The organism is Pseudaminobacter soli (ex Li et al. 2025) (assembly GCF_029892515.1).
GTDB lineage: Bacteria > Pseudomonadota > Alphaproteobacteria > Rhizobiales > Rhizobiaceae > Pseudaminobacter > Pseudaminobacter soli_A.
In genome coordinates this window covers 194,023-208,607 of sequence record NZ_JARXVF010000006.1, presented here as the reverse complement: position 1 = coordinate 208,607, position 14,585 = coordinate 194,023, and the positions used below count along the sequence as shown (strand labels likewise).

The following is a 14,585-nucleotide window of genomic DNA, read 5'->3' as shown; positions in this document are numbered from 1 at the left end:
CCGAGGAGGCAACAAATGCAGCTAGCATGTGCTTATGATTCTGAGTATGACAGCGATTGTCTGTTGACCGCGGCCGGGTTGACGGGAAAGGGACAAATTACCTGTCGATCAACATGCCGAGGGAGTGACTTTGGCTCAGAGGCAAAAACAGATCGCATCCCAGGAGAGCGTGGAGCGAAAACTCCGCTATCAAATTGTCTACGATTGGATCCTCGATTTCATCGCCACAAACGGTCTAACAGGCGGCGACAAGCTACCGAGTTCGACCGAACTGGCCCGACTGACGGGCGTCAGCCTGATTTCCGTGCGCCACGCGCTGGATAAATTGGAACACGCCGGCAAGATCCATCGCCATCAGGGGATTGGCACCTTCGTCGCCCGAGACCGCATCGTCAGCGAGCCCAGCCGAGCCGGCCGCCTGCTTGAGACACTATCGCCTTCCGGCGGCAGACCCGACCTCGCCACGGAGGTGCTCAAGATCAACATCGGATTGCCGAGCCCGGAGATCGCCAAGGCGCTGTCGATCGAGCTGGGGCAACCGGTCTGGGAGATCATCCGACGTCGCAGGCTGCGGACGGCACCTGCGATCTTAGAGCAGGCGGTTCTGCCGCTTAGCCTGGTGCCCGCGATTGACCACAAGGAATTGGAAGCGGGCGACTCGCTGTATGGCTTGCTTGCCGACCGCTACGGGCTTCGAGACGAGCATGTCGAGCAATCGTTGGAAGTGGACCGGCCGACGGCAACGGAGCGCGAGGCGCTCGATCTCGGTCCGCGCGACCAGGTTGTGCGTATCAGAGGCGTTTCCTTCACCGGCGATGGCAAGGCTTTCGATTGCTACCAACAAACTTACAAGGCCTCGGACTTTGTGTTCTATATGTCCGGGTCAGGAAGCCGACACTTGCTGCAACCCACCGACATGAAACAGTGGGTGGTGCTGCCACTTCACGGTGGCAAGCGGTCCACGCCATCCACTGGGAAGAAAGGGGCAGGTCGGTCAGGCCGCTGAGTTGACGAAGCCAGACCGGTCCGGATCCGGATTGGGAATGCTGGCTAGCAATGCCCGCGTGTAGGGCGCTCGCGGAGAACGGACGACCGTGGCGGCATCCCCATTTTCCACGATCCGGCCCTGATGCATGACGGCGATGCGGTCGGCATAATTCGCCGCTGTCGAAAGATCGTGCGTGATCATCAGGATACCCATTCTGGCATCGGCTCGCAGTTCGTTCAGGAGTTCGAGCACTCCAGCGCGCACCGATACATCCAGCATGGAAACTGGCTCGTCGGCCAGCAACAACTCGGGCCTGAGCACGATGGCGGAGGCGATCGCCACGCGCTGCCGCTGCCCTCCCGAAAGCTCGTGTGGAAACCGGCCGAGGTAGTGGTGCACCGGCGTTAATCCGACTCGGTCGAGCGCGGCGCAGACCAGTGTCTCGCGCTCCTTCGCCGTGGTGCCGATGCCGTGGACGCGTAGCGGCTCCTCGACTGTAGAACGCACGCGGTAGCGTAGGTCGAGCGACTCGTAGGGATCTTGGTAAATCATCTGGATTTGGCGACGCAGCGGCCGCCATTGCCGGCTGGTAAGAGACGTGACGTCACGACCATTGAACTGGATGGAGCCCGCGCATGGCCTGATCATGCCAAGGATGGCCTGCAGCGCGGTAGTCTTGCCGCTACCGGACTGTCCGACCAGAGCGACCATCTCGCCACGCTCGACGCGGAGCGAAACGTCATCAACAACGGCCGGCGCATCTATAGGACGCCCGCGTACAATGTCGCTTATGGAGCGGCTGCGCAGGTAGGACACGCTGAGGCCGCGAACGTCAAGCAGTGGCGCATTTCTGGGAGTTTCGCTCGCGGGTGCGCAAACGCGCCGCGAGACTTGAGCCGAGGCAAAGATATCTGGCGTCGCCTCGAAGAGCCTACGCGTATATTCGTGCCTCGGGCGATGATAGAGGTCTGCAACCGGCCCCTGCTCGATCACCTCGCCTTTCAGCATCACGGCCGCACGTTGGCAGGATTGGGCGACGATAGCCAGGTCGTGGGTAACTAGGACGAGTGCCAGGTTGAGCTCCTTGCTGAGCCGCACCAGGAGCTTCATCACCTGGTCCTGCACCATCACATCCAGTGCCGTCGTGGGCTCGTCGGCCAGAAGCACCTTCGGCTCACATGCGAGCGCCATGGCGATCATAGCGCGCTGGCGCATGCCGCCGGAGAACTGATGCGGGAAGCGCTCGGCCTGTTCGGCAGGAATGCCAACCAATTCAAGCAGTTCCCCGATGCGGCGCGAAATGGCGACGCCACGCGCAACGCCATGCATATGCATTGCCTCGGCGATCTGCCAGCCTACGGTCTTGACCGGATTGAAGGCGCTCATAGCGCCCTGGAACACCATGGCGATGTCCTTCCAGCGGTGTGGGGCAACGCTCGACTCGCCCTCTCGTAGAATGTCCTTTCGATCGAGAAGGATCCTGCCCGACACCTCGGCGTTGCTTGTTAGCAGTCCCATGGCCGCTAGGATGGTGGTTGTCTTGCCGGAACCAGATTCACCAACCAACCCCAGCCGTTCCCCGGGGGCGAGCTCAAGATTGACGTTCTTCACCACATGAAACTCGGCGCGCCGGCCACCTACATCGGTGCCGAACCAGACATTCAGATCCTGGATTGCAAAGGCGCTTTTCAAGCTACGGCTCCTTTCATATGGCATCCGGCCCCCGCCCGACGAGCGGGCGCAATTTCCAGCCATGCAAAGAGAGATACGAGACCTTGAGCCGCGGATTCAGCCCGTCCTCAATTGAGCGGCCCAGCATATAGCAACCCATGATCAGCACGGCGACGGCGACGCCTGCTGGCACGATGGCCCACCAGGCGCCACTGCTGACGGCAGCACGGTCGAATGCGTGCTCCATAATTGTGCCCCAGGTGATTGCCGTAGGATCCGAAAGGCCTAGGAACGCCAGCGCTGTCTCGTTGAAGATGGCGACCGTGATGGCAAGCACCGTGTTGGCGACCAGGAGCGGCCCGACCTGCGGGACAATGTGACGGACGATGATATGTAAATGGCTGGCACCCAGCGCCTCGACGCGCTTCACATATACCCGCTCGCGTAGGCTTTTGACCTGGGCGCGGATGAGCCGGGCGGTGCTCGTCCACATTAGAACTCCAATGACGATAATGACATGCGACAGACTGGGGCCCCAAACCGCCGCGATCACGATCATCAGAACGATCTGAGGGATGACCAGGAAATAGTCGGTGACTCGCATCAGCACGACATCCACCCAGCCGCCGAAATAGCCTGACAGGATGCCGACCGTCGCGCCGATGCCGATGGCGATAAGTGTAGCGGTTGCTCCCACGATCATCGAAATGCGACCGCCGCGCAGTACCAGGCTGAATACATCGATGCCGCCGTCGTCACAGCCGAACCAATGCTGCCTAGACGGCGGCTCGAACACGGCGCAGGTGGCTTCATGGATACCGTACGGCTCGATGAGCGGAGCGATGAGCGCCAGAACGATGAAGACGGCGACGATGGTGAGCCCCGCGAGTGCGGGCGTCTGGTGCAGCACATCCTTCAGCATCGCCCAGAAGCCGAAGCGCGCCTCGAGTTCCGAGGAAGAAGTCCCAGGCATCGAGACGGTCATGTGGTTATCCGGGGATCGAGTTTGTAGTAGATCAAGTCGGCGAGGAGGTTGAAGGTGATCACCACGACGGTAATGGCCAGGAAGCCGCCCTGCAGCATCGGGTAATCGCGCTTAAGCACAGCGGTATAGAGCGCACGCCCAATGCCCGGCCAGGAAAAGATCACTTCGATCAAGATCGAACCGGTGACGACAGCGCCAAGCGACATTGCCACCATGGTGACGATGGGCAGCATGGCATTGCGCAAAGCGTGCGCGCGGATCATCCTGCCGCGTGGGACACCCTTGGCTTTAGCCGTTAGAATGTAATCTTCCCCCAAGGTTTCCAGCATCGCCGAGCGTACGATAAGCGCGTTCTCAGCGTAGAGCGTCAGCATCAGAGTCGTGACCGGCAGGATCATGTGCTTGAACATGTCGAGGAAGGTATCCCAGCTTGAGCCGCCGACGGCGAAGGGGTCGCTCATGCCAGCAGCCGGCAGGATCCCGGCGAATATGACGAGGAGCATCATGCCGAGGAACTGCGTGGGAAAGGCATAGAACAATACGGCAATATTCGTGCTGAAATGATCGATTGCGCTGCCGCGACGGACCGCGGACACAACACCTGCCACGATGCCGATCACCAGCGCCAGGATAGTTCCCAGTGTCACCATGGGAATAGTATTGGCGAATGCGTCGATGAGGTTGTCGAAGACGGGTTGCCGATTCATGTAAGAGACGCCCAGATTTCCTTGCAGCGTCTGCCGGAGATAGAGCAAGTATTGCTCCCACAACGGCTTATCCAACCCGAATTGTGTGGTCAGAGCCTGTTTTAAGGCTGGCGAGGCGTTCGGTACACGCGATATCTGGCTGACCGGGCCACCGGGAAGGACGCGGAAGAGAACGAAATTCAGCGTCAGTGCGATAAAAACCGTGACAACGGCGAAAGCAACGCGCTTCCATACATAGGCTGAGCCCCGCAATGTCTCCGCTCCTCCCAAGCGCCTTGACATAAACTCATCATACTCAGTAGCCTGAATATCAAGCAAGTACCCAGAATTGGAAATCTTGCGTCTCGGGAGATTCCTATGAACAAGAAGCCTCACCAGAGTTGGAACAATTGCATTTTAACGTTGGCCGCGACGATGATCACTGTGGTCGCTCTTCAGTTCCCATCCGCGCCCACTGCCTCGGCGACCGAGATCCTGCGAATTGGCACCACGCAGCCCATAGACTCCCTCAATCCGTTCGTTTCGGATTCCGACTACAGTTCCGTCACGTACCAATATGTCTATCCCCATCTGACAGAATACAACGCCAAGCTTGAGATCGTACCGTCCTTCGCAACAAGATGGGAAACCTCCACCGACGGCAAGACTTGGACCTTTCATACAGTCCCGGGGGCAAGCTGGTCGGACGGCGAACCGCTGACGGCCATGGATGCTGCCTTTACCTTCAATATGATCCGCAAGTTTGAGGGCGGGGCCACAGGCAAGCTGGCCGGCTGGATCGCCCACATGACGGATGCCAAGGCCACTGACGACAACACACTGGTGCTCGCCTATGAGCTACCGGTCGCCAACGTGCTCACGCAGTTGCAAGCCCTGCCCATCTTGCCGCAACATGTCTGGGAACCGCTGATGGAGGGCAACGGTGAGCAGATATCAACTTTTCCCAATTCCGCTCCAGTGGTCTCGGGCGGCCCCTTCATGCTGACCCGGCACGACAACGAGCAGATCGCTCTGTTTGCGCGCAATCCGAACTGGTGGGGCGAGAAGAAACCGATCATCGATGGTTTTGGCCTCCAGTTTTTCGCCAATGACGATGCCATGATCACGGCGCTGGTCACCGACAAGCTCGACATGATCGGCGAGCAGACGCCGCCGACTGCGGTCGAAACCCTGGAGAAGGCCGGCGTGACGGTGTCGAGCGGGCCCGGTGTCGGGCTGAAGACGCTGATCATCAACACCAACCCCGATAAGCCAAAGAACCGGGAGTTGCTTGATCCGCAAGTGCGCGAAGCGCTGGAATACGCCATCGACCGCGAGATGATCGACAAAATCGTCTGGCTTGGCTTCTCGACGCCGGGCTCGACCATCGTAGCACCCGCAACCGGCTTCCACGACGATGCTATCATGCCGCTGCCTTACGATATCGACAAGGCCAACGAGATCCTGGATGACAAGGGCTTCGGGAAAGGCAACGGTATCCGCCTGGTGGACGGCAAGCGCATGTCCTACGAAGTGATCTTCCCCACTGAGGAAAACGGCACCGGCGATCGAGCCTTCCAGATCATCCAAGCCGGCTTCAAAAAGATCGGCATTGAGATCACGCAGCGCAAGATGGACCCGGGCGCAGCCACCGAGGCTATTCAGGCGCCCGAGGTCAAATATCTCGATTTCGATCTCGCCATGTGGAACTGGGTGCCACCTGTGGAGCCCGACTTCGTGCTGAGCATCGTGACCTGTGCTGCGCGTGGCGGCAACAGCGACAGCGGCTACTGCAACGCCGATTACGATGGGATGTATGCCAAGCAGGGCACGCTCCTCGACAAGAAGGAGCGACTGGCTGAAATCTCGGCCATGCAGAAGCATGTTTTCGAGGCGCGCCCCTATATCGTACTTACCTACCCCAACGTCATTGAGGCCCATAGCCCGAAATGGGACGGCTTCGTGCTTTCGCCGTTGGTCGGTTCGGTCAACAATCTTTCGACCGAAACACTGATGAACGTCCACAAGGTACAATAGGCATGATTGAGCTGCGGCTAAGCGGCGACCGCTCTGTCCTGGCGAATGCGGATATCCTGGTGATGCCCGCATTCGCCGAGGCGAACGGGCCACATTTCGCCGACGCTGAGCTGCTTGAAGCGGTGCGACAAGGAGGTCGGTTCGCGTCGGCCCTACGGCGGGATGCAGTGTTCAAAGCCCGTCCCGGCCAGCTTTCGGCACTTCTGGTTTCCGCAGAAAACGAGCCCGCCGTGCTATCGGTCGGCCTTGGGCCGCGTGATACTCTCAGCGCAAACACCTTGCGCGATGTATTGATGGAGGCGGCGATCTTCTTGAAAGGACGCGGCAGGTGCGTCGTCGCCTTGGATGGCCTCGGGCTCGACATTGGATCAGTGATCCGGGCCGCAGCTGAAGCCTGCCTGCTTGGTGGCCATAGCCGGGCGGACAAAAGCACAATTGTCGACCTGCTGACGATTGACGCGTCGAGTGCAGAACGCGGCTTCGAGATCGGCAAAGCGGCTGGAAAAGCCGCCAACTGGGTGCGCGAGTTGGTCGAAATGCCGGCAAGCGACCTCGTTCCCGAACACTTGGCGAAGGTGATTGCCACACGCGCGCGCGAGCTGGGCATCGGCGTTGAGATATGGGATGAGGTCGAGCTTGCCAGACGGGGCTTCGGGGCGACACGCGCGGTCGGCCGCGGCAGCGTTAACAAGCCTCTTGTTTTGCGCTTCAATCCCGACCGGCCAAAGGCGCAACTGGGGTTGGCAGGCAAAGGCGTAACCTTCGATTCAGGTGGCATCAACCTGAAGCGCAATCCGCAGGAAATTGTCTGGATGAAAGCCGACATGGCCGCGGCCGTGGCCGTGGCCGGTGCCATATTCGCCGCGGTGGAGCTTGGTTTCGATCCGGACGTGACGGCTATCTTGCCGCTTGCCGAGAACATGCCAGGCAGCCATGCCTTGCGCCCCGGCGACGTGGTAACCCATCCCGACGGGCGGCGGACCGAGGTAACGGACACTGATAGCGAGGGCCGCCTGGTACTGGCAGATGCGGTGGCCTATCTCGCCGGTAGCGGCGTCGGCGCGATCATCGACGTAGGCACGCTTACCGATGGCGGAGGCGTCGGGCCATTGCTGTGGGGGTGCTGGACCACCTCCAAGGTGTTGGCGGAAGAGTTGACTGAGGCGGGTGAGACCGCGGGCGAGCCGGGCTGGCGCCTGCCGTTGCGGCCGGAATACGGGCGGCTGATTGAATCGAAGGTCGCCGACATCGCTAATGCGCCGCTGTCGGTGCCCGATAGCGGCCAGTTGGCGGCAACCTACCTGAGCACATTTGCCGGCAAAACACCGTGGGTACATATCGACAACGGATCGAGCGCATACCTTGACCAGGGCTTCGCGCCATGGCCGGTGGGCGCCACCGGCTCGCCGACAAGGGCATTACTGCAGTTGTTGCTCAGTCGTGCGCAGGTGGAAAAATGATATCTCCCGACGCTGTAGCGCAACGGTTGCGTGAGCTGACCGGGGAATTCACCCAACATTGGCCCATTCCTGGGGGCATCATCGTCGCCGTGTCGCGCGACAGGACCTTGTTTGAGCTGCCATTCGGGCGCGCGAATGTCGATGCAGCCCTCCCGGTCAGCCGCGAGCACCTGTTCGCCATAGGCTCTATCAGCAAAGCCTTCGTCGGCCTCCTGATCCTTCGACTTTCAGAAGAAGGGAAGCTCGAACTCGACGCTCCCGTCACCACCTACCTTCCCTGGTTCAGCATCGGCTCGCACTATCCGATGTTCACGCTTCGGCATCTGCTCAATCATTCCGCTGGGTTGCCGGCCGGCACGGACGCACTGCCGGACGAACTCGGCCAGGGCTGGTGGCTGCGGGAGCTTTCAACCGGATTTCCGCCCGGGGAGGCCTTCCACTACTCCAACATTGGCTACATTTTGCTCGGCCTAGTCATTTCGGCTGTAACCGGCAAGCCAGTGATGGACGTATGCAGGGCACGCCTGCTTGAACCGCTCGGAATGACATCAAGCGTTCCCTGCATCTCCAATCGCGACCGGCACCGCTTCGCTATAGGCTATGCGCCGGCTAGCGACGATCGACCTTGGATTCCCGGCGATGAACTGGCGCCGGCGACTTGGTTCGAAACCAACACATCCGACGGTAGTATTGCCGCGAATGGACCCGACATAGGTCGGTTCCTGCGCATGTTGCTGGGTGCAGGCCGATTGGAAGGGAAGACCCTTGTCAGCGAGGCGGCTTTCCAACAAGTGATCGGCCTACTGGCGCCTGGAGGTGAGCCGATCGTCGAATTCCTCGACGACGCTGGCGTGGAGGAAAGCCTCTACGGCCTCGGTATCAACGTCGAAATCATTCATGGCAGCCGCTGCCTCACCCACGGTGGCGGCATGGTGGGTTATGCCACCTTCGTTTTGGCGGATCCTGCTAATGACATCGGCATCGCCGTGCTGACCAACGCCAACGGCGACTGTCCGGGAGCTCAGGTGATCGTTCGCATCGCGCATGCGTGGCTTGCCGGCAATGAGATGGACGTCCCGCCGATCAAGCTCGATCTAAGCATCGGCGATCGCGCGACATTCGATACGGCGATGCTCGGCGACTTCTCTGCTTATGGGCCGGACAACGAACGTGTTGCCGTTACCTTCGCTGCCGACAAAGACAAGCTGCTGCTTTTGAGCAACGGCAGAACGGGCCGCGTGTTCAAAAGCTGGTCGGCGCGCTATGCGACGGACCATCCCGACTTCAGGACATTCCATCTGACGTTCGATCCGACAGCAGACGCCGGGGACGGCGGACCTGCCTGGAACTACGGCCCCCTGAAACTGTGCTGCAGACCAACCTCGTTGCCAAAGGGCGCAAAGGCTTTGCTCGCCTGCGTCGGCCACTATCGCTCGCATTCGCCCTGGTTCACAAATTTCCGAATCGTGCTGCGTGACGAGCGCCTGTTTCTAATTGCGCCGGGTGGAGTCGAGGCACCAAGTGAAGACCTGGAACTGGTCGAGCAGGAGCCGGGCAAGTTCCGGGTCGGCGCCGAAATCCACGCGCCCGAGCGTCTGATCCTTGGGCCAATGGTCGACGGCAAGGTCGTGTCGGTGACGCGGGACGGAAATCGGTATTCGCGGACCTTTACCGATTAGGCTTTGGCCGAAAGGGGGAGCGGGACCCGGGTATACCCCGGGCAAGCAAGGGCAGCGTCTGAGGCGGGCTTCCCAGACATTTTCCAGGCCTCGTGCCAGCATTGACAAGACATTATACTCATTATAATAAGTAAGCAAAGCTGTGAAGCTGTTCCTCAGGGGGAGAGAACCTCATGCCTGCTTACAAAACGCCCTCGCGCACTACCCGAAGCCGAGACTGCTTTGCACGGTCCTACGAAGTCATTCCGAGCGGCGTTAACAGCACGGCGCGCGCTGTATGGTCAGGCTGGGACCCATATCCGCTGTTTGTTGACCGCGGCACTGGATCGCGTCTCTTTGACATTGATGGAAATGAGTACATCGACTACCTGCTTGGCCTCGGGCCAATGATCCTTGGTCACAGGCCGCAGAAGATCACACAGGCCGTGGTGGATTTTATTCAGAATCGTGGCACTGTTTTTGCGATGCCTGCGGCAGACGAAATCGCCCTTTCTGAAAAGATCATCGCAGCCGTGCCGGCAATCGAGCAAGTACGTCTTTGCAATACGGGCACGGAAGCGGTCTTGTATGCCGTGCGTTTGGCGCGTGCGTTTACCGGTCGAAAGAAACTCATCCGCTTCGAAGGCATGTATCATGGCTTCTCTGATGGCGTTTACTGGAGCAAGCACCCGACGATCGAAACGGCTGGGCCTGACAAGGCGCCGAGAGCGGTTCCGCAGGGACCTGGTATGCCTGCCGGTCTCGATGATTCACTGATCATCCTGCCGTGGAACGACGTGGAAGCGCTGCGCGAAGCAATCGCTCGGGAAGGGCACCATATTGCGGCTGTTATCACCGAGGCGGTCATGTGCAACACCGGCTGTATCCTGCCCGAGCCTGGCTATCTAGAGGCGATGCGCGAGCTTACGGCCAAAGCTGGCATCATTCTGATCTGCGACGAGGTCATCACCGGTTTCCGCCTTAGCCTGGCAGGTGCTCAAGGATACTATGGCTTGGAGCCCGACCTTTCCACCTTCGCCAAAGGCCTTGGCGGCGGCTTCCCAGTCGCCGCGCTGGGTGGGCGTAAGAACATTATGGCGCTCGTGGCCGATGGGACAGTCTCCATGGCTGGCACCTACAGCGCCAACGGAATTGCTGTGACGGCAGCCAATGCTACGCTCGACCATCTTGCCACACCCGGCATCTACGATGCGCTCTATGGGCGGTGCCAAAAGCTAGTCGATGGATTGTCCAAGGTCATCGCAGATAATCAAATCCCGGCATACGTCACAGCGGTCGGGCCGGTCATGCAGCTGTGGTTTGCCGACCAGCCAATCCGTCACTATCGCGACGCCGCTCGCCATGCTCGCCACGATGTGTTTCGGACTTGGTGGGAGGAGATGCTCGATCGCGGCGTTCTTTTCCACCCGGGGGCGCTTGAGAACCTTTTTGTCTCCTTTGCCCACACTGACGACGACATTGCCCAAACAGTTGCCATTGCGGGCGAGGCCATGCGTGCGGTGAAGGCGAAACATTGAGCTTTCGGGGAGACGCCTTTTCGTGCAGTCATCAGGCCTGCGAAGCCTTCAGTGCTTGTTTCCTGTTCAGGCGCCTCGATGAAGAATGATAGCGTCATCCTCGGCATTGATCTCGGCACCTCGGCCGTCAAATGCGTGGCTATGTCGACCTCAGGCGACATCATCGCCACGACTGAGGCTCCGTTCCCGCTAACCAGAGACTTGCCCGGGCAAGCAGAGCAGAATCCGGCCGACTGGCTGACGGCCGTGGAGTCATCGGTGACCCAGCTCGGCAGGAACGTAGCCAAGAACGTCTCAGCCATCGGCTTGACCGGTCAACTGCCGACCCTCGTTTGCCTGGACGGCGATAGGCCGTTGCCTTCCGCCATCACCTGGATGGACAGCCGAGCCGATGCATGGGCTTCGCGCTTCCTCGACGAACCCAAGCGGCAGATGATGTACAACCGCACGGGTATGCCCATCGACGGACGATATCTTGCGCCGATGTTCCGCCACCACCTGAACGCTTTCGGCAATGGCGTCGGGACCATCCTGTCAGCGAAGGATTTCCTGCATTTCGCGCTGACAGGCGAATTGACGACAGATCCCTCGACTGCGGCTGGCTATGGGCTTTACGACCTCGACGCAATGAACTGGTCGCCAGAGCTGTGTGCCGTTTGGGGCATCTCCTCTGCCATGTTGCCCGCGGTTCGGCCATCGGCTTCGTTCAGCGGCCTCAGGGAGGCGGTTGCATCTCGTCTCGGCCTGCCTTCCGGATTGCCGGTGGCGGTCGGCTGCGCCGACTCCGTCGCCAGCGCCTACGCCATGGCGGGGCTGGACAGCGGGACGGTGTGCATCACCAGCGGCTCCAGCACCATTATCATGGATAGCTTGAGTAAGCCGGTGCGCGACCCGCAAAGGCGCTATTTGCTCACCCCGCATGTCACGAACGGCGTCTTCGGCCGGGAAATGGATCTGCTTTCGACCGGCACGAGCTATCGCTGGCTGAATGACCTTCTCGGCTGGGATAACGGACGGATTGATATGGCGGCCGCGCGCTCACTGGCGGGCGCCAATGGCCTGCTGTTCTCGCCTTATCTCGCCGGTGGCGAACAGGGTGCCTTGTGGAACCCGAACCTGCGCGGCGTGCTGCATGGCCTGACCGTTCAGCATACCGCCGACGACATCGCTCGCGCCTATCTGGAAGGGGTGCAGTTCGAGATCCGACGCTGTGTCGACATTCTGGCAGAGACCTCGGGGATCGAGCGCGTCGTCCTGGCCGGGCATGCCGCCTCGCATCCGGCTACGCTGCAGATGCTCGCCGACATCCTTGGCCGTCCCGTTGCAGCCTATGACCACCCCTCGCCGGCCGCGATCGGCGCCGCGCTCCTGGCTGCTCCGTCGGTTGCCCGCCCAAGACAAACGTCAACGCAAGAGGCCAGTGCCGTGCCGTCCTCTGTCCGTACTGACTACGAGAAGCTCTATCGCCGCTACTGTACGATGTTCCCTGCAATTGCCGAGGCTGCCGACTGACTATGATGAAGCTTGACGTGACTTGGGTGACAGATCGCGCCGCAATGGCAGAGCTTGCCGCTGCCTACGTATGTACGTCACTCCGTGGCGGCTTGACGACAAGCCTGGCCCTACCGACCGGAGATACGCCGATCGGTATGTACGAACGTCTGGCTGAACGCTGTCGCCGCGGCGAGGTCAGCTTCCGCAATGCCAAGCTGTTCAATCTCGACGAGTATGCCGGCATGCCGCCCGAGAACCCGCGCAGCTATCATGCCTTCATGCGACGGCACCTCATCGATCACGTCGACGTACGCATGGAACAGGTTCGTCTCCTGCGCGGGGACGCACCAGACGCTGAGGAGGAATGCCGTGCCTACGATCGCGCGATTGCTGCGGTCGGAGGGATAGACCTCGCCATATTGGGGCTCGGCGCCAATGGGCACATCGCCTTCAACGAACCGGGCGTGCCATGGGACCTCGATACCCATGTCGTGCAACTCGACCAGCGCACGCGACGGGCGCATCGGCCGAATTTTCCAGACGAGGCTAGCGTGCCTCGCATTGGTGTGACCATGGGCATCAGGACATTGAAGGCAGCCAAGAAGGTGCTCTTGCTGTGCGCTGGCGTGGGCAAGCGTGAGGCAATGGCAGCGTTGTTGGCGGGCCGCGAGGACCATGCCTGGCCGGTCACGAGCCTGCTTGGTCACAAGGATTTGTCAATATTGGCGGAAGAAGCGCTGATACCTCGCTGAGGCTGGGCATGCCGCTTGCGCGAATGCACTCGGCACTATTTCAAGTGACGAAGATTGACCAAAGTGGGAGCCAAAGTGATGACCTGGAATGGTGTCTTTCCTGCTGTGACGACCAAGATGCACGCATCCGGTGCCGTCGATCTCGATGCCACGCAGGCTAGCCTTGATCGGCTTGTCCAGAATGGCGTATCTGGTGTCATTGTGCTGCCAATGCTGGGCGAGAACGCCTCGTTGACACAGACGGAACGCGACACTTTGGTGCGAGCTGCCAAGGAAGTGGTTGCCGGGCGCGTACCACTTCTGTCGGGGTTGGCAGAGCTATCCACCAACGATGCCATCGCCGCCGCGCGCAACTACCAAAAGTTGGGGGCGGAAGGGTTGATGGCCTTCCCCAGTCTCGCCTACCGCACCGACCGGCGCGAGACGGCCGCCTGGTACAAATCTATCGCTGATGCGAGCGACCTCCCGGTAATGATCTACAACAACCCTCTCGCCTATAAGGTCGACGTCGATGTTGAGACCTTGAAGATGTTGGAGGACGTCCCCGGCATCGTGGCAATCAAAGAGGAGACCGGTGATATCCGGCGGGTCACCGATCTCTTCAATGTGTTCGGTGGGCGCTTTGACATCTTCTGTGGCGTTGATGATCTCATTTTGGAGAGCTTGGCACTAGGAGCCGTCGGCTGGGTGTCGGGCATGACAAATGCATGGCCGGCCGAATGTGTGAAACTCTTTGAGATGGCCAGAAACGGCGATTTCAGCTCGGCGCTACCGCTCTACCGACTTATGACGCCGGCTTTCCATCTCGACACCGACGTCAAGCTCGTTCAGTACATTAAGCTCGCTGAACATGTGGTGTACGGCGCCCCGGAACACGTCCGTGCCCCGCGCCTACCTGTTGTCGGCCAGGAACGTGCGCAGGCAGAAGCCATTATCCGTAAGACGATCATGGACCTTGGCAAGCACGCCGATTCTGTGTCAAAGGGCTGCCAGACCGCAATTTAGTTTCGCACAGATTGATCTCATCAAAGGACGAGATGAATTCATCTCGCTGAGTTCCAACTTGCAGTGGAAGGAAAATTGCGGGCGGGCTTCAAGGGGAACGCCTTCAATTTCGCTCTTGCGCAGGGAAGTTCTGAGTACAGAGGCATGCCGCCTGTCGACCTGGCTCGAACGAGCCTCAGCTGCCTGAAGACAGACCGCCTGAACGCTGCTTGCTCGTCGCCGGTCTCATCCGATAAAGCTCGGCGCGAGAGATGGGTGTCAGGACGTTGGCTTCTCGCCAAACAGCGACTTCTTGAGGAAGTCGTGTCTTT

At 60.1% G+C, this 14,585-nt stretch carries 11 protein-coding genes; 8 read left to right on the top strand and 3 right to left on the bottom strand.

All coding sequences use genetic code 11. The annotated features are described in order from the left end of the window. Positions 1 to 169: 169 nt before the first annotated feature. Positions 170 to 1,006 carry a GntR family transcriptional regulator gene (locus M2281_RS22455; protein WP_280823407.1) on the top strand — a complete coding sequence of 279 codons (837 nt, stop codon included), beginning with the start codon at positions 170 to 172 and terminating at the stop codon, positions 1,004 to 1,006. On the opposite strand, the gene M2281_RS22450 is transcribed toward M2281_RS22455, so the two are convergent. Genes M2281_RS22450 through M2281_RS22440 form a run of 3 tightly spaced genes read right to left on the bottom strand, consistent with a single transcriptional unit; the run spans position 995 to position 4,603 of the window. Further along, a complete protein-coding gene (locus tag M2281_RS22450) occupies positions 995 to 2,680 on the bottom strand; it encodes an ABC transporter ATP-binding protein (protein WP_280823406.1) in 1,686 nt (561 codons plus the stop codon). The two genes, M2281_RS22455 and M2281_RS22450, sit on opposite strands and share 12 nt — an antisense overlap. A gap of 13 nt (positions 2,681 to 2,693) precedes the next feature. Further along, positions 2,694 to 3,644: an ABC transporter permease gene (locus M2281_RS22445; RefSeq protein WP_280823405.1), complete on the bottom strand. Its 951-nt coding sequence runs from the start codon at positions 3,642 to 3,644 to the stop codon at positions 2,694 to 2,696. Further along, entirely contained in the window at positions 3,641 to 4,603 is a 963-nt protein-coding gene (locus tag M2281_RS22440; protein WP_280823404.1) for an ABC transporter permease, read from the bottom strand. The genes M2281_RS22445 and M2281_RS22440 overlap by 4 nt, the downstream gene beginning before the upstream one ends. 105 nt (positions 4,604 to 4,708) lie before the next feature. On the opposite strand from M2281_RS22440, the gene M2281_RS22435 reads away from it, so the two are divergent. The 7 genes from M2281_RS22435 to M2281_RS22405 all read left to right on the top strand — a co-directional run bounded on the left by M2281_RS22435 (position 4,709) and on the right by M2281_RS22405 (position 14,274). After that, complete coding sequence (locus M2281_RS22435) at positions 4,709 to 6,367, top strand: ABC transporter substrate-binding protein (protein ID WP_280823403.1); 1,659 nt, start codon at positions 4,709 to 4,711, stop codon at positions 6,365 to 6,367. 2 nt (positions 6,368 to 6,369) lie between these two features. Beyond that, the gene (locus M2281_RS22430) at positions 6,370 to 7,827 is read left to right on the top strand and encodes a leucyl aminopeptidase family protein (RefSeq protein ID WP_280823402.1); all 1,458 of its coding nucleotides are present in this window, start codon (positions 6,370 to 6,372) and stop codon (positions 7,825 to 7,827) included. Beyond that, positions 7,824 to 9,506, top strand: coding sequence for a serine hydrolase domain-containing protein (locus M2281_RS22425; RefSeq protein ID WP_280823401.1), 1,683 nt, complete (start codon positions 7,824 to 7,826; stop codon positions 9,504 to 9,506). The genes M2281_RS22430 and M2281_RS22425 overlap by 4 nt, the downstream gene beginning before the upstream one ends. Before the next feature lie 173 nt (positions 9,507 to 9,679). Further along, complete coding sequence (locus tag M2281_RS22420) at positions 9,680 to 11,023, top strand: aspartate aminotransferase family protein (protein ID WP_280823400.1); 1,344 nt, start codon at positions 9,680 to 9,682, stop codon at positions 11,021 to 11,023. 78 nt (positions 11,024 to 11,101) lie between these two features. Beyond that, a complete protein-coding gene (locus tag M2281_RS22415; RefSeq protein ID WP_280823399.1) occupies positions 11,102 to 12,535 on the top strand; it encodes a xylulokinase in 1,434 nt (477 codons plus the stop codon). A gap of 2 nt (positions 12,536 to 12,537) precedes the next feature. Next, on the top strand, positions 12,538 to 13,269 hold the full coding sequence (locus M2281_RS22410) for a glucosamine-6-phosphate deaminase (protein ID WP_342394288.1): 732 nt from the start codon (positions 12,538 to 12,540) through the stop codon (positions 13,267 to 13,269). A 78-nt stretch (positions 13,270 to 13,347) separates the two neighbouring features. Beyond that, positions 13,348 to 14,274 carry a dihydrodipicolinate synthase family protein gene (locus M2281_RS22405; protein ID WP_280823398.1) on the top strand — a complete coding sequence of 309 codons (927 nt, stop codon included), beginning with the start codon at positions 13,348 to 13,350 and terminating at the stop codon, positions 14,272 to 14,274. Positions 14,275 to 14,585: the final 311 nt, after the last annotated feature.

Excerpts from the sequence above, each read along its gene's own strand:
- M2281_RS22410 (WP_342394288.1), top strand. The coding sequence starts at position 12,538 with ATGATGAAGCTTGACGTGACTTGGGTGACAGATCGCGCCGCAATGGCA.
- M2281_RS22425 (WP_280823401.1), top strand. The coding sequence starts at position 7,824 with ATGATATCTCCCGACGCTGTAGCGCAACGGTTGCGTGAGCTGACCGGG.
- M2281_RS22435 (WP_280823403.1), top strand. The coding sequence starts at position 4,709 with ATGAACAAGAAGCCTCACCAGAGTTGGAACAATTGCATTTTAACGTTG.
- M2281_RS22420 (WP_280823400.1), top strand. The coding sequence starts at position 9,680 with ATGCCTGCTTACAAAACGCCCTCGCGCACTACCCGAAGCCGAGACTGC.
- M2281_RS22430 (WP_280823402.1), top strand. The coding sequence starts at position 6,370 with ATGATTGAGCTGCGGCTAAGCGGCGACCGCTCTGTCCTGGCGAATGCG.
- M2281_RS22445 (WP_280823405.1), bottom strand. The coding sequence starts at position 3,644 with ATGACCGTCTCGATGCCTGGGACTTCTTCCTCGGAACTCGAGGCGCGC.
- M2281_RS22415 (WP_280823399.1), top strand. The coding sequence starts at position 11,102 with ATGAAGAATGATAGCGTCATCCTCGGCATTGATCTCGGCACCTCGGCC.
- M2281_RS22405 (WP_280823398.1), top strand. The coding sequence starts at position 13,348 with ATGACCTGGAATGGTGTCTTTCCTGCTGTGACGACCAAGATGCACGCA.